We start from the raw sequence: 21,093 nt of genomic DNA, 5'->3' as shown, positions 1-21,093 counted from the left end.
GATGGACATGCGCAAGGCTCGCATCGGCGATCGCCCCATCTTCCGCCTCGGACTGATCGGCTTCGTGCTGATCGTCGCCCTGGTGCTGATCGTCGCGCCGCTCGGGATGATCTTCGCGGCGGCCTTCTCGCAAGGCGTCGCCTATTTCGCCGAGACGATCCGCCAGCCGGATACGCTGCACGCCATCGGCCTGACGGTGACGACCGCGTTGATCGCCGTTCCGCTGAACACCGCATTCGGCGTCGCGGCCGCCTGGGCGGTGACCAAGTTCGATTTTCCCGGACGGCGCGCGCTGATCGTGCTGATCGAAATTCCCTTCTCGATCTCGCCCATCGTCGCCGGCATCTCCTATCTTTTCGTCTACGGCCTGCAAGGGCTGTTCGGCAGCTATCTGATGGATGCGAACCTGCAGATCCTGTTCGCGCTGCCGGGCATCGTGCTGGCATCCATGTTCGTCACGGCGCCCTTCGTGGCGCGGGAACTGATCCCGCTGATGCAGGCGCAGGGCCGGGATCTGGAAGAGGCGGCCGTATCGCTGGGCGCCGGCGGCCTGCGCACGTTCCTGCGCGTCACCCTGCCCAACATCCGTTGGGCGCTGTTGTACGGCATCGTCCTGTGCAACGCCCGCGTGATGGGCGAGTTCGGCGCCGTCTCGGTGGTTTCCGGCAATATCCGGGGGCAGACCAACACGCTGCCGCTGCACATCGAGCTTCTGTACCACGACTACAACACGGTGGGGGCCTTCGCCGCGGCGTCGATCCTGACGGTTCTGGCGCTGGTGACGCTGGCGGTGAAGGTGGCGCTTGAATCACGCGGTGCCGGACGACGCAAGCGCCCGGCCACGGCCCAACCCACCATTGCCCCGCCCGGAGGATTTGCGCGATGAAGATCAGCCTCGACACCGTGGTCAAGACGTTCCGGACCTTCCGGGCAGTGCATGGCGTATCGCTGGACATCGAAAGCGGCCGGCTGGTGGCGCTGCTCGGCCCGTCCGGCTCGGGCAAGACGACCATCCTGCGCATGGTCGCCGGGCTCGAATATCCGGATTCCGGCCGCATCCTGTTCGGCGCCGAGGATGCGACGGGCATCCCCATCCAGGATCGTGGCGTCGGCTTCGTGTTCCAGCACTATGCCCTGTTTCCGCACATGACGGTCGCCGAGAATGTCGCCTTCGGCATGCAGGGTGGCAAGGGACGCAAGCGTGGGCGGGCCGAAATCGGCGCGCGCGTCGCCGAACTACTCGGCCTTGTGCGCCTGGACGGGCTGGAAGATCGATTTCCGAACCAGATCTCCGGAGGGCAGCGCCAGAGGGTGGCGCTTGCGCGGGCGCTGGCGGTGGATCCACGCGTTCTCCTGCTGGACGAACCGTTCGGCGCGCTCGACGCTGCCGTCCGGCGCGACCTGCGGCGCTGGCTGCGGGAAATCCACGGCGAGCTCGGTATCACGACCCTGTTCGTGACGCACGACCAGGAAGAGGCGCTGGACCTTGCGGACGAGGTGGTGATCCTGAACGAAGGGCGCATCGTGCAGCGGGGCACCCCGCGCCAGGTGACGCGCGCGCCGGCCAATGCATTCGTGATGCAGTTCCTGGGGGATTCCAACCGGCTGTCGGTCGATGTGCGCGACGGGTTCGCCCGGCTCGGCGGCATCGCCATTCCGGCGCCCGGCGTGGGCGATGGAAAGGCCGGGCTCTTCGTGCGGCCGCGCGATGTGGATTACGCCCCCGCCGGTGAAGGACTGCCGGTCACGGTCCGGCAGGTGCTGGACCGCCCCGACAGCCGCCGGCTTGTTGCCGCCACCGACAGCGGCGAGATGCTCGAATTCGACGTTCGGTCCGATGTTGCCGTCAACTCCGGGGATCGTGGCTCCATCGCCATCCGGGACGGGCGGGTGTTCGCCGAATGATCAGTCCTCGGACCGGCCGCCCGAAGGCCTATCCTTCGCATGGCGGCGGATAAGCGGGAAGGCAGGCAGCCAGCCCTCCCGACGGATGGTCCACAGTTCGTAAGTCGGAACGAAGCGATCGATCTCGTCCAGCGCGCCCAGCGCGATCTCGATCTCGTCGGCGGACCTTCCGAAGACGGAGGAGCCGCAACGCGGACAGAAGTTGCGGCCCTGATACTCATGGGTGTCGCCCGAGACCGACACCGCATCCTGCGGAAAGATCGCCGAGGCATGGAACAATGCGCCATGGTGCTTGCGGCAATCGAGGCAATGGCAGATGCCGACGCGGAAAGGCGCTCCCGCCGCCTCGACCCTTACGGCCCCGCACAGGCATCCACCAGTCACTCGCTCCATGATCCAGTTCCTTGATTTGCGGGTGTGTAGCGCAGCTCCGTTCCCCATGGGTCTGTCAGCACGCGTGCCGCAGCATCGGCGCGGCGATCCAGCACCTCGAACCACAGAAGCCCTGTCCGGTTGCCCCGCAGGCCGGACCCGGCGCTGCGCCAGACATTGGTGCCGACATGGTGGTGATAGTGCCCGGTCGACAGGAAATGCGCCCCGGGATAGGTGGTCGCAAGCTCGAAACCGGCGTCACCGAGATAAAATCCGTCGCTGTCCTTCAGGTCGCCGACCCGCAAGTGGATATGGCCGACCGTGGTGCCTTCCGGCGCGCCATCCCAAAGCGGCTCAGAGAGGTCGACCTCGGCGAACAGGCTGTTGGTGTCCAAAGGTTTCGTCGCCATCTCCACCGCCTCGTTGCGCCACGTCCAGGCCGAGGACGGCCTGTCGGCATAGATCTCGACGCCGTTTCCTTCCGGATCGGACAGATAGAACGCCTCGCTGACGATGTGGTCGGATGCGCCTTCCAGCGGGACCTGCCGGCGGACGCCGATTTCGGCGGCCCATTCGGCAAGCGACTCCCGGTCGGGCAGCAGGAAGGCCGTATGAAACAATCCGGCTTCACGCGGGTCGTCCGGCTGGGCATTCGGCCGGTGGACGAGTTCGAGAAGCGGGGCGTCCGGGGTGCCGTACAATGCGCCTTCCTCACCCTTGCCCAGCGGGACGAGCCCGACGACATCGCGATAGAAGGCGCCGACCGCCTCCGGATCGCGGACGGCCAGCGCTACGCGGCCGATGCTGAGTGGGGCGAAAGAGGGGTGCGTTACGATGTCCATGACCGTCGATCCTGATTGCGACTTGCGGTGGTGTGAAGATGGATATTCCTTGCCGTGTGAGCAATTATCCCTGGATGCATCAGCGCTCACACTATCAGGCATCAGACCGGGAGCTCGCGGTCCCAGGGCGGCGTGCCGCTCCATACCGAAACCAGATGGTCGATCATCGCGCGCATCTTGGCGGAGGGATGGCGGGTCGCGGGCCAGACGGCATGGACCCCGCCAAGGCGAACCGGCGGATGATCGAGCGCGATCGGGACGAGTTGGCCGCCGCGCACCGCGTCTCCGACGATGAAACTGGGCTCGTAGACGATGCCGAGGCCCGCTATGGCCGCCAGCACGAGCGCGTCGCCGCTGCTGGCGGTGAGATTGCCCGATACCTTGACGGGCACTTCGCCATCTACGCCGAAGGTCCACAGCCCCGCGCCGGTGACGGTGGAGAGCGTATAGCCGAGACAGTTGTGATCCGGCAGTTGCCCGACGGACCGGGGCGCCCCATGCCGCTCGATATAGGAAGGCGCCGCGCAGACGAGGACGTTGCAAGGGGCGAGGCGCCTTGCCGTCAGGCTGGAATCCTTCAGGCGTCCGATGCGGATCGCCATGTCGAAACCTTCCGAAAGGATGTCGACCAGCCGGTCGTTGAAGTCGACGTCGAGCCGCACCTTGTCGTGGCGCGACAGATAGGCCGGCACGACCTTGGAGAATTCGCGAAGCCCGAAGGACAAGGGCGCGCTGACCCGCAGCGTGCCCTGTGGCTCGATCGTCTCCGCGGCCGCCAGCGCCTCCGCCTCGCGGATTTCCTCCAGGATGCGCTCCGCGGATTCTGCAAAGCGGCGTCCGGCCTCGGTCGGCGTCACGCGTTGCGTCGTGCGGCGGAGAAGCTGAACGCCGAGCCGGCGTTCCAGGGCGGCGACATGCTTGGTCACCATGGTCTGCGACATGTCCATCGCCCGGCCCGCCGCCGAGAAACTTCCGGCTGCGACGACACGGGCAAAGACTTCCATGGATCGCAGGTGATCCGGCATCTATTCCTCCGGGTGTGAGCCCTTATCCTGAAAAGCAGTCTTCTCCAATTTTGCGATGGAGGCAATATGCGACCCAGAACGACACGAACGCTTGAAAGCGACAATCATGATCGACACCAAGACCGCACCTTACGCGGCGCTCGCCCTGCGCCTCGTCCTGGGGCTCCTGTTTCTGGCCCATGCCGGGCTGAAGATCTTCGTCTTCACGCCGGCGGGGACGGCCCAATTCTTTGAAAGCCTCGGCCTTCCAGGCGTTCTCGCCTACATCGTGATGCTGGCGGAAGTGCTCGGCGGCGTGGCCCTGATCCTCGGTTTCAAGACCCGGATCGTGGCTCCCGCGCTCATCCCCATCCTTCTCGGAGCCATCGTCACGGTGCACGGGCCGGCCGGGTTCTTCTTCACCAATGAAGGGGGCGGCTGGGAATTCCTGGGCCTGTGGATCGTCGGCCTCGTGGCGCTGGCGCTGCTTGGCGACGGTCCCTACGCGGTGAAGCCTTCCATCGGGGGCTGAGGCGCGGCGCGCCTTTCGAGCCAACCGATCAGGCCCGCAAGATCGGCAACGATCACATCGGCATGGCCGGCGAGCGCATCCCGCGCCGCCGGCGTCCGCGCGATCCCGATCGGGTGCGCGCCGGCGGCCTTTGCGGCATCCATGTCGTGGCTGGAATCGCCGATCAGGGCGACGGCCTCCGGCGCAAGCCCGACATGCCGGGCAAAGGCCTCGACCATGCCGGGACCAGGCTTGGCGCCATGGCCCGAATCGTAGCCGGCGACATAGTCGAACCGGTCGAGGATATCGAGTGCGGACAGGTGCGCGCGGGCGGTGGCCTCGGCGTCATTGGTGGCCAGGCCGATGCGATAGCCCCGGGCGACGAGATGGTCGATGCCTTTCGCCACGTCGTCGTAGCCGCGCAATGTCGACAGGCTGGCGCTTCGATACAGGTCGTTGACGCGCGTTTCGAAGGCCTTGTCGAAGGGCACTCCGATAAGCTCGGCCCAGACGGGGGCATAGTCCGCCGTATCGCCGGCGATGATGGGGGAGCCCGGCCGGAAGCTCATGCGGCCGGTGTCGAGTCCGCAGGCATCGGCCATACGTCGGGCGATGCCCGGCCGCCGGCTCGCCAGCGCATCCAGAACCTGCATCGTCGCGGGCGCCCATGTGGCGTCGAAATCGAGCAGCGTTCCGTCCTTGTCGAAGAGTATGCCCTGCAGCCCCGCCATGCCCGGTCCTTCCGATACACGGGACCGGCATTGCAGCCAGGCGCGGCAACGTCAAGGCCGGGGCGTCGCCACCCCGGCCTCGTCTTCGCTCTACGTCCTATCGGCGATCGCCGCGCTCGTGCTGGCCGTGCTGGTGCGGGCCCTTGCCGTGGCGGCCGGGGCGCGGCAGCTCGCGCAGCAGCCTCTCGGCCGTTGCGGTCTGCTCCGGCGTCAGTTCGCCGGCCAGCTGCGCCATGGCGGTGCGCAGCGTTTCCGCGGCCTGTCCGCGTGCGATGCTTCGTTCCAGCATCCGGTCCACCCGCGCGAAGGGGCGGCTGTCGGGTAGCGACGGGGCTGCCACATCCGCCTCTGCCGCGTCGACGTCGTCCGATGCCGGGCCGGCATCGTCATCCTCGTCCTGCGCGGCCATGTCCGGCCCGCCGCGCGCCGGCCGCCCTGCTTCCACGAAGGCGATCGCGGCTCTCGTGAAGGCGTTCCAGCTATCCTGCTGATCGGCGGTTATGCCAAGCGCCGTCTGGGCCGCGGCGAGCCGCGAGGATACGTTCCAGAGCATCGACGGGCGGTCGCCCCTGTCGCCGCGCATCATGCGGCCATGGCCGGCCGGGCCCTGCGGCGGGCCCTTGGCCTCCGGTCCGGCAGAAGCGGGCGGCGGGGGCGGAGGCGCCGGCTGTGCCGTCTGCGCCAGCGCCGGAAGCGCGATGCCGGCGGCGAGCAGGCCGGCCAGTAGTTTCGATGACGTCTTCATCCGTTTCGCTCCTTTGTGCCTTGCGATGAACGAACAGATAGCGTCGCTTCGCGGCGGGACCGCGCCTGGCGTGTTTCGATATGTTGCAAAGTGTCGCTCCGGTTTCCGGCCCGCGGGAAAGCCGGAGCGCGCTGCAAGGTTTCGCAACAAATTTCCGCAAGAAATGCGGTGCGCCGCCGCTTACATGATGTCTTGGACGGTAATCGAAGGAACCGGAGATGGACGGTCGAACCCGCGTGCTGGTGGTCGACGACGATGCGGATATCCGCAATCTTTTGAGTCGCTATCTGGAAGGGCAGGGCTTCAGTACGGATCTGGCGGCCAATCGCTCGGAGGCTGAACAGAAGGTGGAGGCCGGGGGCATCGACCTCGTCGTTCTCGACGTGATGCTGCCCGATGGTTCGGGGCTGGACCTGTGCCGGGAACTGAAGGATCGCCGGCCCGAGCTGGCCATCATCCTTCTGACCGCCCTGAAGGAGGATGTGGACCGCATCGTCGGGCTGGAGCTCGGAGCCGACGATTACCTCGGCAAACCCTTCAACCCGCGCGAGCTTGCGGCGCGTATACGCGCGGTCATGCGGCGCGGGGCCGAGCGTGGTTCCGCCGAGCCCGAAAGCGGCGTCTACCGCTTCGAAGGCTTCACCGCCGACAGGACGGCGCGGCGTGTAACGGACGACGCCGGACAGGATCTCGACCTGACGGGGGCGGAATTCGATCTTCTGGTCATCTTCCTGGAGCGGCCGGGCCGGGTCCTGTCGCGCGATACGCTGCTGGACCTCCTGCACGGGCGCAGCTTCACCGACCCGTTCGACCGCACCATCGACGTGACGATGAGCCGCCTGCGCCGCAAGTTCGGCGATGGCGGGGTATTCCGCCTGTTCAAGACCGTTCGCAACGGCGGGTATCAGTTCTCGACGCAGGTGGAGCGCATATCCTGATGGGCTCGATCCGCTCCCGCCTGGCCCTTCTTCTCGTGGTCTCCATCGTCGGCGTCGTCGTGCTGGCGGCGCTGGTGAGCTGGCGCGTCCTTGAGCGCCCGGACCGCCGCAGCTTTGCCGCCAGCTTTGCCGAGGAAGTGCGCATCGTGGCAAGCGTGCTGCGGCACGATCCGGCTGCCGCCGCGCGCCATGGCATACGCACCGGCCCGCCGCCGGGCGGGGAAGACGATGGCGAACTGGCGCGCGAGGCGCGTGGCGTGCAAAGGGTGCTGGCCCGGCAGGGAGACCCGATGCAGGTGCTGATCTTGCAGGATGCGGAGGGTGCGCGCCGTCTCGCGCTCGAATACGAGCCAGGGCAATGGGCCTACCTGACCTATCCCGCGCCGCCGCCCTCGGCGCGCGCGCCGCTGGTGTTCTATCTCGGCCTCGTCATCCTCGGCGCGCTGGCCATCGCCTTGATCGCGGCAACCATGATGACGCGCCCTCTGCGCATGCTGGACGAGGCGGTCGGCGCCATCGGGCCGGACGGACTGCTTCCGCATGTCGAGGAACGCGGCCCCGCGGAGGTGCGCGAAACCGCGGCCGCCCTGAACCGCCTGTCCGCGCGCCTGCGCAACGCGATGGAAAGCCGGATGCGGCTGGTGGCGGCGGCCGGCCACGACCTGCGGACGCCGATGACCCGCATGCGCCTGCGAGCCGAGTTCCTGCCCGAGGAAGAGCGTGAAGTGTGGCTGCGCGACCTGTCGGAACTCGACAGGATCGCCGACAGCGCCATCCGCCTCGTGCGGGAGGAGGTGGCGGGCCCGGAAGGGAGAGAGCCTGTCGACCTTGCCGCCTTGACCCGCGAGATCGTCGACGAACTCGGCGAGATCGGCCTCGCCGTCACGCAGCGCGGCGCGGTGGCCGACGCGATGGTGAATGCGCGGCCGCTGGCGATCAAGCGCGCCTTGCGCAACCTCATCGAGAACGCCTGCATCCATGGCGGGGGCGGGACCGTGTCCCTGCAGGCCGACGGGCCGCGCCTGCGCGTGATCATCGGCGACGAAGGGCCGGGCATACCGGCCGAGTTGCTGGACAGGGTCTTCGAGCCGTTTTTCCGCGTCGATCCGGCACGCCGCAAGACGGCGCCGGGCGCCGGGCTCGGGCTTGCCATAGCGCGGGAGATCATCGAGCAGGAAGGCGGCACGCTGACGATCGCCAACCGGCCCTCCGGCGGGTTGGAGCAGGTGGTGTCGCTGCCTGCGGCGACCTAGCGCTCGCGTCCGATGCGCGAGAGGATGGCGACGGGCACCATGCCCACCAGCACGATCAGAAGGGCGGCGACCGACGCATCCTCATAGGTGCCGCGCGCAGCCTCGCCGTACAGATGCGTCGCCAGCGTCTCGAAGTTCAGCGGCCGCAGCAGCAACGTCGCGGGCAACTCCTTCATGCAGTCCACGAAGATCAGGATGGCCGCAGCCGCGATGGCCGCGCGCGACAGGGGGATGTGGATCGTAGCGAGAAGCCGAAGCGGTGTCGCGCCCAGCGTGCGCGCCGCGCCGTCGAGCGATGGCGGAATGCGCGACAGGCCCGCTTCTATGCCGCCGGTCGAGATGGCCAGGAAGCGCAGCGTGTAGGCCAGCACCAGCGCGCTGCCCGAACCGAGCAGAAGGAGGCCGAGGCCGGTGCCGAAATAGCTGCGCCAAAGCCCGTCCATCCAGCGATCCGCCAGAGTGACGGGATAGAGGACGCCGATGGCGAGCACCGTTCCCGGTATGGCGTAGCCCACCAGGGCGGCGCGCGTGAACAGGCGCGACACGCCACCCGGCGCAAGGCGCGCGGCAAAGGCGATGACGAGGCCGAAGGCAAGCGCCGCCAGCGTGCCGGCCGTGGCGATGGACACCGTGTTGACGACTTCGTTCAGGATGGCCGGCGATACGCCGCTGAAGGCGATGCGCTTGCCGGCGGCGTCCGCCAGGTAGGATGCGGGAAACAGGAAGCCGAAGCATACGGGCACCAGCGTGGCCAGAAGGGCCAGGAGGCCGGCCGCCCTGGACAGGCGTTTCGGCTCCAGCCGGCGGGGACGCTGCGCCGATGCCGCGTAGGCCTGATGCCGGCGTGCCCATCGCTCCGCCGCCACGACGAGGATGACGAGCAGCAGCAGGGCGAGCGCGATCTGCGCGGCGCCCGGAAGGTCCGTCCGGTTGACCCATTGCGAATAGATCGAGACCGTCAGCGTGCGGATGCCGAGAAACTCGGATGCGCCGATATCGTTGAGCGTTTCCATCAAGGCGAGGCTGATGCCGACGGCGATGGCGGGCCGCGCCTGCGGCAGCGCCACCCGGAAGAAGGCGGCGCGGTAGCTGCAGCCGAGCGTGCGCGATACGTCGATCAGGTTGGCGGCCTGCGTCATGAACATCGCGCGGGTGGTGATGTAGACGTAAGGATAGAGGACCGAGGAGACGATCAGGATGCAGCCGGCCATCGAGCGCACGTCCGGCAGGCGGAAATCGCGCGGGCTTTCATAGCCGAGGATCAGCCGGATCGTGGATTGCACGGCCCCGACGGGATGCAGGAGGTCCAGATAGGCATAGGCGACGATATAGGTCGGCACCGCCAACGGCAGAAGCAGCGCCCATTCCATCTGGCGCCGCAACGGAAAGTCGTATGCGGTCACCAGCCAGGCCGTGCCGCAACCGACGATACCGGTGATCGTGCCGACCCCGCCCAGCAGTAGAAGGGTGTTCCAGGTTGCGCGCGGCAGGACGTTTGACAGGAGGTGCGGCCAGACGTCGAGCGATCCGCCCAGCGCCAGCACGGCCAGCGCCACGATCGGCATCATCGCGAGTGCGGCGACGATGCCCGCAGCCACAAGCCACGCGGCGCGTCCGCGACGCCATGGGCGGACGCCGGATAAGGCCCGTGCCGGAAAGGTCGGCGTCGTCATGCTGGATTCCAGTGTGCGGATATGCGCCGCCGCCGGGACGAGCCGGCGACGGCGCGGGTTTCAGTCTGCTTAATCGTCGAAGCCGACCTTCTCCGCAAGGTTCGTCGCATCGGCCCGGCGTGTGGCGATGGTGGCCAGCGGCGTCGGGTCGATCTCGAGCGTGCCGAACTCGGCGATGATCGGGTCTACCTCGACACCGGCGCGTACCGGGTATTCGTAGTTGGCGCGGGCATAGATTTCCTGCGCCTCTTCCGAGACGAGGAATTCCAGGAAGTCGACGGCCACATCCTTGTTCGGCGCATGCGCGGCGACTGCCGCGCCCGAGATGTTCACCTGCGTGCCGCCGCCCTCGAAGGTGGGCAGGATGACCTTTATGGCCTTGGCCCATTCTTCCTGGTCTGGCCCGCCGGCGCCGCTGCGCATCAGGCCGACATAATAGGAATTGGCGATACCGATGTCGCAGATGCCGCCCATGATGTCGCGCGCGACGTCCCGGTCGCCGCCGCCGGCCTTGCGGGCGAGGTTGGCCTTGACGCCCTCGAGCCAGGTTTGCGTGGCCTCGCTGCCGTGATGGGCGTCGTAGGCCGCGAACAGGGCCGTGTTGTAAGGGTGCTGGCCGGAGCGGATGCACACCTTGCCGCGCCATTCGGGATCGGCCAGTTCCTCATAGGTGAAGCTGTCTAGGTCCAGGTCCTTGGCGGCATAGAGGACCCGGGCGCGGGCCGAGAGGCCGAACCAGTTGCCATCCGCATCCCGCAGGTTTTCCGGAATGGCGCTTTCCAGCGCTTCCGAGGTGACCGGCTGTGTCAGGCCCTTGTCGACGAGATCGACGAGGTTGCCGAAATCGACCGTCATCAGGACGTCGGCCGGCGAGCTTTCCCCCTCGCTGGCGACGCGTTCCGCAAGTCCGTCCTTGAGGAAGATCGTGTTGACCGTGTTGCCCGTCTCCGCCTCGAACGCATCGATCAGCGGCTGGATCAGACCCGGCTCGCGGGTGGTGTAGAGATTGACCTCGGCTGCGAGGGCCGATCCGGCGCCCGCCGAAAGGCAGACGCCGCACAAGAGCGCCCTGCCGAAAGTTCCGTTGATCGCGCGCATGAACCATGCCTCCTGTGGTGACCTCGATGGCCACGCTAGAAACCCAACATGATTTGGCTAGTCAAGTTTAAATCGACCACTCGCGAAATTGTCACGAGGTTACGGGAAATACAAAGGCGTCCTTACGGTCGAGTACGACGCGGATACGGTCGGCGCCGGAAATAAAGTCGCCGACGTTTCTTCGAATGGTTACAAGTTGCGGATGCGCATCCAGCCTGATGTCGAGTTGTTCCACTTCGCCGCAGAAGCGTCGATGTACGATCCGTGCCTCTATGCTGCCGTCGCCATGGCCGGGGCGCAGGCCGCCCGGGCGTACGAGCACAAGCATCTCGCTTCCCTCGGCAGCGTCGCGCCCGGCCGCCACGCGGCCGAACGGGGTGTCGATTTCGCCATGGTGCACCGTGCCCCGCACCTCGTTGAAATCGCTGAAGAACCGCGCGACGAACGGGGTTTGCGGCCCGTAATAGAGGTCGCGGCCGGTGCCGGCCTGAATGATGCGGCCCTTGTGCATCAGGGCGATCCTGTCGCTGACCATCAGGGCTTCCTGCGGATCGTGCGTCACCAGAACCACCGTCGCGCCGATCTGGCGCAACAGCGCCAACGTCTCCATGCGCACCGTCTCGCGCAGGCGGCTGTCCAGGTTGGAGAAGGGCTCGTCCATCAGCAGGACGCCCGGGCGCGGCGCGATGGCGCGGGCCAGGGCCACGCGCTGCTGCTCGCCACCGGACAGCATATGTGGATAGCGCGCCCCGAAATGCGCGATGCCCAGCCGTTGCAGGGTAGACTCGACGCGTGCCGCGATTTCGCCCCTCGACCGTCCACGCAGGCCGAAAGCGATGTTCTGCCGCACCGTCAGATGCGGAAAAAGCGCATAGTCCTGGAACATCAGGCCGACGCCGCGCTTCTCGGGTTCGACGAAGCGGCCAGGGCCGGCCACGACCTCGCCACCGAGGGCGATCTGCCCGGCACTGGGTGCGTCGACGCCGGCGATCAGCCGCAGGAGCGAGGATTTGCCGCATCCCGAATGACCGACGAGGCAGAGGATTTCCCCTGCGGCGACCTCGAGGTCGATGTCGGACAGGATATCCAGCGCACCGATGCGGCGCGACAGGCCCGCCAGCGATACCGGAATGGCCGCGCCTTCGTCGGCCGTCGTCTGCAACACCGCCAAGAGCGCCCCCGTAAACTGGAGCCCTCTACTACACAAAATGGCGTGCCGACTTCAACTCCGTCGGGGCGCGGCGCCCGTCACAGCGTCGCCAGCACGCCGCCGTCCACATAGATGGTCTGACCGTTGACGAAGTCGGAAGCCGACGATGCCAGGAAGATGGCCGCGCCCTGCAGTTCCTTCACATCCCCCCAGCGGCCGGCCGGGGTGCGGGTGCGCAGCCAGGCATCGAATTTCGGGTCTTCCACCAGGGCCTTGTTCAGCGGCGTATCGAAATAACCGGGGCCGATCGCGTTGACCTGAAGACCGTGCCGCGCCCAATCCGTGCACATTCCCTTGGTCAGGTTCTTCACCGCGCCCTTGGTCGCCGTGTAGGGCGCGATCGAATAGCGGGCCGCTTCGCTTTGCAGGCTGGCGATATTGATGATCTTGCCGCGCTTGCGCCCGATCATGTGGCGGGCGACCGCCTGCCCGACAAAGAAGACGCTGTCCAGATTGGCGGAAACGATCTCGCGCCAGGTATCCAGCGCGAAATCCTCCAGCGGGGCGCGGCGCTGGATGCCGGCATTGTTGACGAGAATGTCGATGGGGCCGGTCTCCGCCTCGATCCGGTCGACGCCGGAACGCACCGCAGCGGCGTCCGTCACATCGAAGGCGGCCGCCGTGGCGTCGAACCCGCGCGTGCTCAGGGCCTCGGCCGCCGCTTCGACCCGCGGCGCGTCGCGCCCGTTGAGCACGATCGCCGCGCCTGCCGCCGCAAGGCCTTCCGCCAGTGCCAGGCCTATGCCCTGGCTTGAGCCGGTGATGAGGGCACGGCGCCCCGCAAGGTCGAACAGGGACAGCGACATCGGTTTTCTCCCGGGGATTGATTCTCGTTTGGCAGCGCTGCCATTTTTCTCCTGTATGCTCCCGCCGCCGGCCTCGCGCAATGGCCGGTTCATTCGGCAGCGCTTGTGCGCTATGTCATGCGCCACTTTCAACCGACGGAAAGCGCATGCCCGAATCGCCAGCCCTGGCCGCGTCCAACGCCGTAACCGCGGATCTGATCGCCGTGCTGGCCGCAGTAACCGATGGCGCACCGACGGTCCTGACGACGGCCGATGGGCGGTCCCTGCCATCCGGCCCGTTCGAATCGGGGCACCGTTCGCTGCAGTTGGGCCTGCGCGCCTGGGTGGAGGAGCAGACCCATCATCCGCTGGGCTATCTCGAACAACTCTACACCTTCGCCGACCGCGATCGCGACGTCGCGGGCGGCCGGGCCATCTCCATCAGCTATCTCGGCCTGACGCGGCAGGCCAACACGACGCTGGACGGCGGCGCCGGCTGGATGGATTGGTATCGGTATTTTCCGTGGGAGGATCATCGAACCGGGGCGCCTTCCATCCTGGCCCAAATCCGGCAGGCATTGGCTCGTACGCAGGGCGACGACGCCTTCCGCCAGCGGGCGGCCACGGCCTTTGCCATGGAGGGACAGGGCTGGAACGAGGAACTGACCCTGCAACGCTACGAGCTCCTCTACGAGGCGGGCCTCGTCGACGAGGCATGGCGCGACCGGGGCAAGACACGAGCGCCGGAATTGCCGACCGGCTGCGCCATGGCGGCCGACCATCGGCGCATCCTGGCGACCGGGATCGCGCGGTTGCGCGCCAAGATCAAATACCGCCCCGTCGTTTTCGAACTGATGCCGCCTGACTTCACGCTGCTTCAGCTGCAGCGCAGCGTGGAAGCCTTGTCGGGCCGGCTGGTGCACAAGCAGAATTTCCGTCGTCTGATCGAGCAGCAGGAACTGGTCGAGGAAACCGGCGCCATGGCGGGCGATACCGGTGGAAGGCCGGCGAAGCTGTTCCGGTTTCGACGCGCCGTCGTTGCCGAACGCGATGCCGTAGGGACGAAGCTGCCGCTTACCCGCTCTTGACAACGCTTATACTCATAGTAAGCATATGGCCGATATATACTCAATATGAGCATTATTATGGCCATGAACGCAGATTTCCTCGAACGCACCGCGCCGCTCTATGACCGCGTGTCCCGCGTGATCCCCGCGATCGAATGGCCTGCCATGGCCGGCGACGTGGATGCGATCCTGCGGCTCAAGCGCGAGAAGAACGCGATCATCCTTGCGCACAATTACCAGTCGCCGGAGATATTCCATTGCGTGGCGGACGTCGTGGGCGACAGCCTGGCGCTGGCGCGCGAGGCGATGAACGTGGATGCCGATATCATCGTCCTGGCGGGCGTGCACTTCATGGCGGAAACCGCCAAGCTGCTGAACCCCGGCAAGACGGTTCTGATCCCCGACATGGGGGCGGGCTGTTCGCTGGCCGACAGTATCACGGCCGCCGACATCCGGCTGCTGCGACAGCGTTATCCGGGCGTGCCGGTGGTGACCTACGTCAACACCAGCGCCGATGTGAAGGCGGAGTCCGACATCTGCTGCACCTCCGGCAATGCCCGAAAGGTGGTCGAGGCGCTGGGCGTGCCGCGGGTCATCATGCTGCCGGACGAATATCTGGCGCAGAACATCGCGCGCGAAACCCATGTGGAAATGATCACCTGGGCGGGCCATTGCGAAGTGCACGAACGGTTCACGCCGGGCGATATCGCCGAATTGCGCGCCAGCCATCCGGGCGTGATCGTGCTGGCCCATCCGGAATGCCCGCCCGAGGTGGTCGAGGCGGCGGATTTTTCCGGCTCGACGGCCATGCTGTCGGATTACGTGGAAGAAAAGCAGCCGGGACGGGTGGTTCTTCTGACCGAATGTTCGATGAGCGACAATATCGCCGTCCACCATCCGAAAGTGGATTTCATCCGCCCGTGCAACCTCTGCCCCCACATGAAGCGGATCACGCTGGCCAATATCCGGGAAGCGCTGGAGTTCGGGCGCCACGAGGTGACGGTGGATCCGGCGGTGGCCGACCGCGCGCGGTTGGCCGTCGAGCGGATGCTGGCGATATGACCGGCCGCAGCCAGCCTGCCGTGATCGTCGGGGCGGGGCTGGCCGGAATGCTGACGGCGCTGTCGCTGGCCGAGCCCTGCATGCTCGTCTGCCCGTCGCTGAAGGCCGCGACATCGTCCACCGGGCTGGCGCAAGGGGGCGTCGCCGCGGCAATCGGAGCAGGCGATGACGCCACGCTGCATCTGGCCGATACGCTTGCCGCGGGCGACGGCCTGGTGGAGGCCGGTGCCGCCGGACGAATACTTTCCGGCGCGGCCGGGGCAATCGCGCGCCTTGCCGGCTTCGGCGTCCGCTTCGACCGCGACGCCGATGGCGCGCCGGCGCTGGGGCTCGAGGCAGCCCACGCACGGCGCCGCATCGTGCACGCCTTCGGGGATGGCACGGGCGCGGAAATCCACCGCGCGCTCGCCGCCGCCGTACGCGCCGCGCCGCATATCCGCCTCGTCGAAGGCCGCCGGGTGCGCCGGCTGCAGCTCTGCGACGGGCGGATCGCCGGCCTCTGGCTCGACGATACATTCGTGCCGACGGCGCGGGTCATCCTTGCGACGGGCGGGGTCGGCGGTTTGTTCATGGCCACGACCAACCCGGCGGGCAGCATCGGCGGCGGGCTTGCCCTCGGTCTTCGCGCCGGTGCGCAACTGCAGGATCCCGAGTTCGTGCAGTTTCATCCGACCGCACTCGACTGCGGTCGCTTTCCGCTGCCGCTCGTCTCGGAAGCCGTGCGGGGCGAGGGGGCCATCCTGGTCGATGGGGAGGGGCGGCGCTTCATGGCCGACACGCCGGGAGCGGAACTGGCGCCGCGCGACGTCGTGGCGCGCGCCATCCACGCCCGGATCGCCTGTGGGCAAAAAGTCTACCTCGATGCGCGCGGAATCTGCGACGGCGCCTTCGCCGATCGCTTCCCCGCCATCGCCGCGCTCTGCCGCGCCTTCGGGGTGGATCCGTCGCATGATCCGATCCCGGTCCGTCCGGCGGCGCATTACCATATGGGCGGTCTTGCCACGGACCTGTCCGGACATACGACGGTTCCGGGCCTATGGGCGGTGGGCGAGGTAGCGTCGACCGGGCTGCATGGCGCCAACCGGCTGGCCAGCAATTCGTTGCTGGAAGCGGCGGTGATGGCGCCGCGCGTCGCCGACAGCATAGCCGGCGCGCCGGCCGCCGGTCCGATCGTAGAGGCCGCGCCGCCTTCGGATACGGGCGATGCCGCGCTGGAACAGGTGCGCCGGATCCTGGGGCGCGATCTGGCCCTCATCCGCGACGAAGCCGGCCTGACGCGCGCCGTGGCGCAATTGCTGCCTCTGGCCGACACCAGCGATCCCGCTCTCGTCGGCCTCGCCATGGCCGTCGGGGCGTTCGAACGACGCGAAAGCCGTGGCGGGCATTGGCGCTCGGATCATCCCGCCCCTGCGGCGCAGGCACGTCATACATGCCTCGACCTTTCATCCATCCACACGGCGGCGCGTGACATCGCCCGGCCGCTTGCCATGACCGCCTGACAGAGCGGTGGAGACCATGCTGACACCCTTGCCCGATATCATGCTGGAGCCGGTGGTGCGCGCCACGCTGCTGGAAGACCTTGGACGCGCCGGCGACATCACCACCGACGCCATCGTGCCGCCGGATCATCGTTCGCGCCTTGCATTGGGCGCGCGGCAAAATGGTGTCGTCGCCGGTCTCGACCTCGCCCGCATCGCGTTTCGGATCATGGACCCGGCCATCGAGATGACTGTGCATCGACCGGATGGCGCACCTGTCCGGGCAGGCGAGGCGATCGCGACCCTGTCCGGCCCGACGCGAGGCCTGCTGACCGCCGAGCGGACGGCATTGAACCTGTTGTGCCGGCTGTCCGGCATCGCCACGGCGACGGCCGGCCTCGTCGAGGCCGTCGGGGGATACCGGGCCAGCATCGTCTGCACCCGCAAGACGACGCCGGGCCTGCGCGCGCTGGAGAAATATGCCGTGCGCGCGGGCGGCGGCGGCAACCACCGCTTCGGGCTCGACGACGCGATCCTCATCAAGGACAATCACGTTGCCATCGCAGGCGGCATCCGCCCCGCCCTTCAGCGCGCCCGCAGCCATGCCGGCCACATGGTGAAGATCGAACTCGAGGTCGACAGCCTCGACCAGCTTCGGGAGGCCATGGAGATCGGGGTCGACGCGGTGCTGCTGGACAATATGGGCCCGGACATGCTGGCGGAGGGCGTCGAGATCATTGCCGGGCGCGCGATCAGCGAAGCCTCGGGGCGGATCACGCCGGAAACCGCCCGCGCCATCGCGGCCAGCGGGGTGGACCTTATCTCATGCGGATGGATCACCCATTCGGCCGCGATCCTGGACATCGGCTTCGACCATCTGGACTGAGCGAGTCCTCGCAAATGGATTGTCTTTGCATTACATTGTCATGCAGCATGGAGGTTGAATCATGGGCGCGAACCGGCTGGTGCAGACGCGTATAGACGGCGACGTAAAGGATGAGGCTACCGCTGTTCTTGCGGCGATGGGCCTGACCGTATCCGATGCGGTTCGGCTGATGTTGACCCGGGTAGCGCGCGAGAAAGCCCTGCCGTTCGAGCCGTTGGTACCGAACGATGAGACGATCGCGGCAATGCGTGAAGCAAGAGAAGCAAAGCTCGAAGCCGTGACGATCGATGAGTTGCGATCCGCCATCCGTGCGCAGCATTGAGCAGACAAACGCGTTCAGACGCGATCTCAAACGTGAGGCAAGAGGGCGTCATCGAACCACGCTCGAAGGAGAACTTCTATCGGTAATCGACGCGTTGGCGTGCGATAATCCGCTCCATGTGAAGCATCGCGACCACGCCCTAACCGGGAATTGGCGTGATTATAGGGACTGCCATATCCGGCCAGACCTGCTGCTTATTTACCGCAAGCCGGACGATCGGACCCTGCAACTCGTTCGTCTCGGCTCTCACGCAGAACTTGGTTTGTGACTGCAGCGGCGCCGCCGCCGCAGTCACGGTGACGATTGCATTTTCAGGCCTTCGACCAGTCCAGGACGATCTTGCCGCTTTCGCCCTTCATCATGGTGTCGAAGGCTGCGCGGTAGTCGGCGACATCCATGCGATGGGTGATGACGCCCCGCACGTCGAGGCCGCTTTGCAGCATGGCGAGCATCTTGTGCCAGGTCTCGAACATTTCTCGCCCGTAAACGCCTTTGATCGTCAGCATCTTGAAGACGATCTTCGTCCAGTCGACCGGCGCGGGACGGGGCGGAATGCCGAGCATGGCGATCTTGCCGCCCATCAGTAGCTGGTCGACCATCTGATCGAAGGCGGCGGGCGAGCCGCTCATCTCCAGCCCGACGTCGAACCCCTCCTTGAGGCCCAGCCGCGACTTGACGGACCGCAGGTCCTCTTCCGCTACGTTGACCGGCGTCACGTCGGCGACGCGGCCGGCCAGTTCCAGGCGCGCGGGGTTGATGTCGGTGATCACGACATGGCGTGCGCCGACATGGCGGGCCACCGCCGCACTCATGATGCCGATGGGCCCGGCGCCGGTAATCAGCACGTCCTCGCCGACGAGGTCGAAGGACAGCGCCGTATGCACCGCGTTGCCGAGCGGATCGAGGATCGCGCCCATCTCGTCGTCGATATCGTCGGGCAGCGGCACCACGTTGAAGGCCGGCAGCTTGACATATTGCGCGAAGGCGCCCGGGATGTTGACGCCGATGCCGCGCGTTTCCGGATCGAGATGGAAGCGGCCGCCGCGCGCCGCGCGGCTCTGCATGCCGATGACATGCCCCTCGCCGGAGACGCGTTGACCCACCTTGAGATTGCGGACGGACGCGCCCGTCTCGACGATTTCGCCGGCATATTCATGGCCGACCACCATGGGCACCGGTACGGTGCGGCTGGCCCATTCGTCCCATGCGTAGATGTGGATGTCGGTGCCGCAGATGCCGGTCTTGTTGACCTTGATCAGTACCTCGTCGGGGCCGATGGACGGCACCGGCTGCTCTTCCAGCCAGAGGCCCGGCTCGGGCCGGGTTTTCACGAGAGCTTTCATGGATGATACCTCAGATGATGCCGAGCGATTTGCCGGCATCCTTGAATGCGTCGATGGCGAATGAGACGTCGTCCGGCGTCAGCGCCGCCGACATCTGGGTGCGGATGCGCGCCTTGCCCTTCGGCACGACGGGGAAGAAGAAGCCGGCGACATAGACACCGCGCTCGTCCAGGGCGGCCGCCATGTCCTGCGCCTTGCGCGCTTCGTGCAGCATCACCGGGATGATCGGCGTCGAGCCGGGCAGGAGATCGAAGCCGGCCTCGGCAAGGCCGCTGCGGAAACGCTCGGTATGCCGGCTCAGCAGTGCCCGGCGATCGTCCGCCTGTCGCGCGATCTCGATGGCCTTCAGCGAGCCTGCCGCAACAGACGGCGCAAGGCTGTTGGAGAAGAGATAGGGGCGCGCCCGCTGGCGGAGCAGGTCGATAACCGGCTGCGAGGCGGCGACGAAGCCGCCCATGGCGCCGCCGAGGCTTTTGCCCAGGGTGCCGGTGATGATGTCCACCTTGCCTCCGACGCCTGTCAGCGTGGGCGTGCCGCGTCCCTCCGCGCCGAGATGGCCGGTGGCATGGCAGTCGTCCACCATGACCAGCGCGCCGTAGCGCTCGGCGAGGGCGCAGATGGACGGCAGGTCGGCCACGAAACCGTCCATGGAGAAGACGCCGTCGGTGACGATGAGCTTGAAGCGCGCTCCCGCGGCGTCGGCTTCCTTCAGCCGCGTTTCGAGCTCGTCCATGTCGCCATTGGCAAAGCGGTAGCGTGCCGCCTTGCACAGGCGGACACCGTCGATGATGGAGGCATGATTGAGCGAATCCGAGATGATCGCGTCTTCGGCGCCGAGGAGCGGCTCGAAGACGCCGCCATTGGCGTCGAAGCAGGCGGCGAACAGAATGGCGTCGTCCTTGCCGAGGTAGCTGGCGATGGCTTGCTCCAGCTCCCGGTGCAGCGTTTGCGCGCCGCAGATGAAGCGGACGGAGGCCATGCCGAAGCCGAACGCATCCAACCCCGCATGCGCGGCGGCGATGACCTCCGGGTGGTCGGCGAGGCCCAGGTAGTTGTTGGCGCAGAGATTGATGACCTCACGCCGGCCTCCCCGGCCCTCGATGGCGATGCGGCCGCCTTGCGGGCCGGCGATCAGGCGCTCGCGCTTGGTGAGGCCTTCGGCCTCGATCTCGGCGAGCGTCGCCTTCAGATGGTCTGCGAAGCCAAGGGCCATGATCGCCTCTCCATAATTCCACGATATTGGAAATTACAGTATACCGGAAATATGGCAAGGCAGCGTCGGTTGAATTCGCCCGCTTCCTAGCCGTAATGCAGCACCATCAGCGCGCGCGCCGGCGCATCCGAGAGATTGTCGATGGCATGCGGGATATCGGCCTTGTAGCGCGCCGTCTCGCCCAGCGACAGGGGGCGGGTAACGCCGCCGCTGGTGACGCTGAGACCTTCCGTCAGCGCGGTGAGGTGCTCGAACGCGCCGGGCGCATGCGGTGCGCTGTCCAGCCGTCCGCGCGGTGCGATCTCCACCTCGTACCATTCGGTCAGGCCGGCAAGGCGCGGCGGACTGAGGATGCGCAACCGGCAGGAACCGTCCGGGCTGCGGATTTCCGGCGTGTTGAAGGCGGAGACGATCTCGACTGCCGGCTCTTCCACCGGCGCGGCGCGCGCGCCGCCGACGAGGTCGGAGAAATCGATCTTGAGCGCGCGCGTCAGGCTCCAGAGCACGGCAAAGGTCGGGTTGGCGCTGCCGCGCTCGATCTGCGACAGCATGGAGCGCGATACGCCCGACAGCGCCGAAAGTTGCTCCAGCGAGAGGCGTCGCGCCTTGCGCTCGCGTTGGAGGATGGGGCCGATGCGCGGCGTTTCCATGGTGC

23 protein-coding genes are annotated in these 21,093 nt (G+C 67.0%); 11 read left to right on the top strand and 12 right to left on the bottom strand.

Features of this window, described 5'->3' with window-relative positions; all coding sequences use genetic code 11:
• Window position 1: 1 nt before the first annotated feature.
• Together cysW and NDN16_RS13365 are read left to right on the top strand one after the other, a co-directional pair.
• Window positions 2-886, top strand: coding sequence for a sulfate ABC transporter permease subunit CysW (gene cysW, locus NDN16_RS13370; protein ID WP_251114072.1), 885 nt, complete (start codon window positions 2-4; stop codon window positions 884-886).
• Entirely contained in the window at window positions 883-1,905 is a 1,023-nt protein-coding gene (locus NDN16_RS13365) for a sulfate/molybdate ABC transporter ATP-binding protein (protein WP_251114071.1), read from the top strand. The genes cysW and NDN16_RS13365 overlap by 4 nt, the downstream gene beginning before the upstream one ends.
• Here NDN16_RS13365 and NDN16_RS13360 read toward each other — a convergent pair whose 3' ends face one another.
• From NDN16_RS13360 to NDN16_RS13350, 3 genes are all read right to left on the bottom strand, one after another.
• Window positions 1,906-2,298, bottom strand: coding sequence for a GFA family protein (locus tag NDN16_RS13360; RefSeq protein ID WP_251114070.1), 393 nt, complete (start codon window positions 2,296-2,298; stop codon window positions 1,906-1,908).
• Complete coding sequence (locus NDN16_RS13355) at window positions 2,286-3,119, bottom strand: VOC family protein (RefSeq protein WP_251114069.1); 834 nt, start codon at window positions 3,117-3,119, stop codon at window positions 2,286-2,288. The genes NDN16_RS13360 and NDN16_RS13355 overlap by 13 nt, the downstream gene beginning before the upstream one ends.
• Before the next feature lie 101 nt (window positions 3,120-3,220).
• The gene (locus tag NDN16_RS13350; RefSeq protein ID WP_251114068.1) at window positions 3,221-4,144 is read right to left on the bottom strand and encodes a LysR family transcriptional regulator; all 924 of its coding nucleotides are present in this window, start codon (window positions 4,142-4,144) and stop codon (window positions 3,221-3,223) included.
• Window positions 4,145-4,250: 106 nt separating this feature from the next.
• Between NDN16_RS13350 and NDN16_RS13345 the strand changes: the two genes are divergently transcribed.
• The gene (locus NDN16_RS13345; protein WP_251114067.1) at window positions 4,251-4,655 is read left to right on the top strand and encodes a DoxX family protein; all 405 of its coding nucleotides are present in this window, start codon (window positions 4,251-4,253) and stop codon (window positions 4,653-4,655) included.
• On the opposite strand, the gene NDN16_RS13340 is transcribed toward NDN16_RS13345, so the two are convergent.
• Both NDN16_RS13340 and NDN16_RS13335 read right to left on the bottom strand, forming a co-directional pair.
• Window positions 4,625-5,365 carry an HAD family hydrolase gene (locus tag NDN16_RS13340; protein WP_251114066.1) on the bottom strand — a complete coding sequence of 247 codons (741 nt, stop codon included), beginning with the start codon at window positions 5,363-5,365 and terminating at the stop codon, window positions 4,625-4,627. The genes NDN16_RS13345 and NDN16_RS13340 overlap by 31 nt on opposite strands.
• Window positions 5,366-5,462: 97 nt before the next feature.
• A complete protein-coding gene (locus NDN16_RS13335; protein ID WP_251114065.1) occupies window positions 5,463-6,110 on the bottom strand; it encodes a Spy/CpxP family protein refolding chaperone in 648 nt (215 codons plus the stop codon).
• A 218-nt stretch (window positions 6,111-6,328) separates the two neighbouring features.
• Here NDN16_RS13335 and NDN16_RS13330 point away from each other — a divergent pair, with 218 nt between their 5' ends.
• A complete protein-coding gene (locus NDN16_RS13330; protein ID WP_251114064.1) occupies window positions 6,329-7,048 on the top strand; it encodes a response regulator transcription factor in 720 nt (239 codons plus the stop codon).
• Window positions 7,048-8,301 (top strand): ATP-binding protein, encoded by a 1,254-nt coding sequence (locus NDN16_RS13325; protein ID WP_251114063.1) that lies wholly within the window; start codon window positions 7,048-7,050, stop codon window positions 8,299-8,301. Before NDN16_RS13330 ends, NDN16_RS13325 begins: the two co-directional genes overlap by 1 nt.
• Here NDN16_RS13325 and NDN16_RS13320 read toward each other — a convergent pair.
• From NDN16_RS13320 to NDN16_RS13305, 4 genes are all read right to left on the bottom strand, one after another.
• Window positions 8,298-9,974 carry an ABC transporter permease gene (locus tag NDN16_RS13320; RefSeq protein ID WP_435301101.1) on the bottom strand — a complete coding sequence of 559 codons (1,677 nt, stop codon included), beginning with the start codon at window positions 9,972-9,974 and terminating at the stop codon, window positions 8,298-8,300. The genes NDN16_RS13325 and NDN16_RS13320 overlap by 4 nt on opposite strands.
• Before the next feature lie 69 nt (window positions 9,975-10,043).
• Window positions 10,044-11,072: a Fe(3+) ABC transporter substrate-binding protein gene (locus tag NDN16_RS13315; protein WP_251114062.1), complete on the bottom strand. Its 1,029-nt coding sequence runs from the start codon at window positions 11,070-11,072 to the stop codon at window positions 10,044-10,046.
• Window positions 11,073-11,163: 91 nt separating this feature from the next.
• Entirely contained in the window at window positions 11,164-12,237 is a 1,074-nt protein-coding gene (locus tag NDN16_RS13310; RefSeq protein ID WP_251114158.1) for an ABC transporter ATP-binding protein, read from the bottom strand.
• Window positions 12,238-12,320: 83 nt separating this feature from the next.
• Window positions 12,321-13,088, bottom strand: coding sequence for an SDR family oxidoreductase (locus tag NDN16_RS13305; RefSeq protein ID WP_251114061.1), 768 nt, complete (start codon window positions 13,086-13,088; stop codon window positions 12,321-12,323).
• A 146-nt stretch (window positions 13,089-13,234) separates the two neighbouring features.
• Between NDN16_RS13305 and NDN16_RS13300 the strand changes: the two genes are divergently transcribed.
• From NDN16_RS13300 to NDN16_RS13275, 6 genes are all read left to right on the top strand, one after another.
• The gene (locus tag NDN16_RS13300; RefSeq protein WP_251114060.1) at window positions 13,235-14,155 is read left to right on the top strand and encodes an NUDIX hydrolase; all 921 of its coding nucleotides are present in this window, start codon (window positions 13,235-13,237) and stop codon (window positions 14,153-14,155) included.
• 63 nt (window positions 14,156-14,218) lie between these two features.
• A complete protein-coding gene (gene nadA / locus NDN16_RS13295) occupies window positions 14,219-15,196 on the top strand; it encodes a quinolinate synthase NadA (RefSeq protein WP_251114059.1) in 978 nt (325 codons plus the stop codon).
• Complete coding sequence (locus NDN16_RS13290) at window positions 15,193-16,695, top strand: L-aspartate oxidase (protein ID WP_251114058.1); 1,503 nt, start codon at window positions 15,193-15,195, stop codon at window positions 16,693-16,695. Before nadA ends, NDN16_RS13290 begins: the two co-directional genes overlap by 4 nt.
• Before the next feature lie 16 nt (window positions 16,696-16,711).
• On the top strand, window positions 16,712-17,560 hold the full coding sequence (gene nadC / locus NDN16_RS13285) for a carboxylating nicotinate-nucleotide diphosphorylase (RefSeq protein ID WP_251114057.1): 849 nt from the start codon (window positions 16,712-16,714) through the stop codon (window positions 17,558-17,560).
• Between the two features lie 61 nt (window positions 17,561-17,621).
• On the top strand, window positions 17,622-17,882 hold the full coding sequence (locus tag NDN16_RS13280; RefSeq protein ID WP_251114056.1) for a type II toxin-antitoxin system RelB/DinJ family antitoxin: 261 nt from the start codon (window positions 17,622-17,624) through the stop codon (window positions 17,880-17,882).
• Window positions 17,869-18,150 (top strand): type II toxin-antitoxin system YafQ family toxin, encoded by a 282-nt coding sequence (locus NDN16_RS13275; RefSeq protein ID WP_251114055.1) that lies wholly within the window; start codon window positions 17,869-17,871, stop codon window positions 18,148-18,150. The genes NDN16_RS13280 and NDN16_RS13275 overlap by 14 nt, the downstream gene beginning before the upstream one ends.
• A gap of 43 nt (window positions 18,151-18,193) precedes the next feature.
• Here the strand turns inward: NDN16_RS13275 and tdh are convergent, their stop codons facing one another.
• From tdh to NDN16_RS13260, 3 genes are all read right to left on the bottom strand, one after another.
• The gene (tdh, locus tag NDN16_RS13270) at window positions 18,194-19,225 is read right to left on the bottom strand and encodes an L-threonine 3-dehydrogenase (RefSeq protein WP_251114054.1); all 1,032 of its coding nucleotides are present in this window, start codon (window positions 19,223-19,225) and stop codon (window positions 18,194-18,196) included.
• A 10-nt stretch (window positions 19,226-19,235) separates the two neighbouring features.
• The gene (locus NDN16_RS13265; RefSeq protein ID WP_251114053.1) at window positions 19,236-20,438 is read right to left on the bottom strand and encodes a glycine C-acetyltransferase; all 1,203 of its coding nucleotides are present in this window, start codon (window positions 20,436-20,438) and stop codon (window positions 19,236-19,238) included.
• Between the two features lie 86 nt (window positions 20,439-20,524).
• On the bottom strand, window positions 20,525-21,088 hold the full coding sequence (locus NDN16_RS13260; RefSeq protein WP_251114052.1) for a helix-turn-helix domain-containing protein: 564 nt from the start codon (window positions 21,086-21,088) through the stop codon (window positions 20,525-20,527).
• Window positions 21,089-21,093: the final 5 nt, after the last annotated feature.

It is taken from the genome of Aureimonas altamirensis, from assembly GCF_023702225.1.
Classification (GTDB): Bacteria; Pseudomonadota; Alphaproteobacteria; order Rhizobiales; family Rhizobiaceae; genus Aureimonas; species Aureimonas altamirensis_B.
This window is presented reverse-complemented; position numbering and strand designations above follow the sequence as displayed.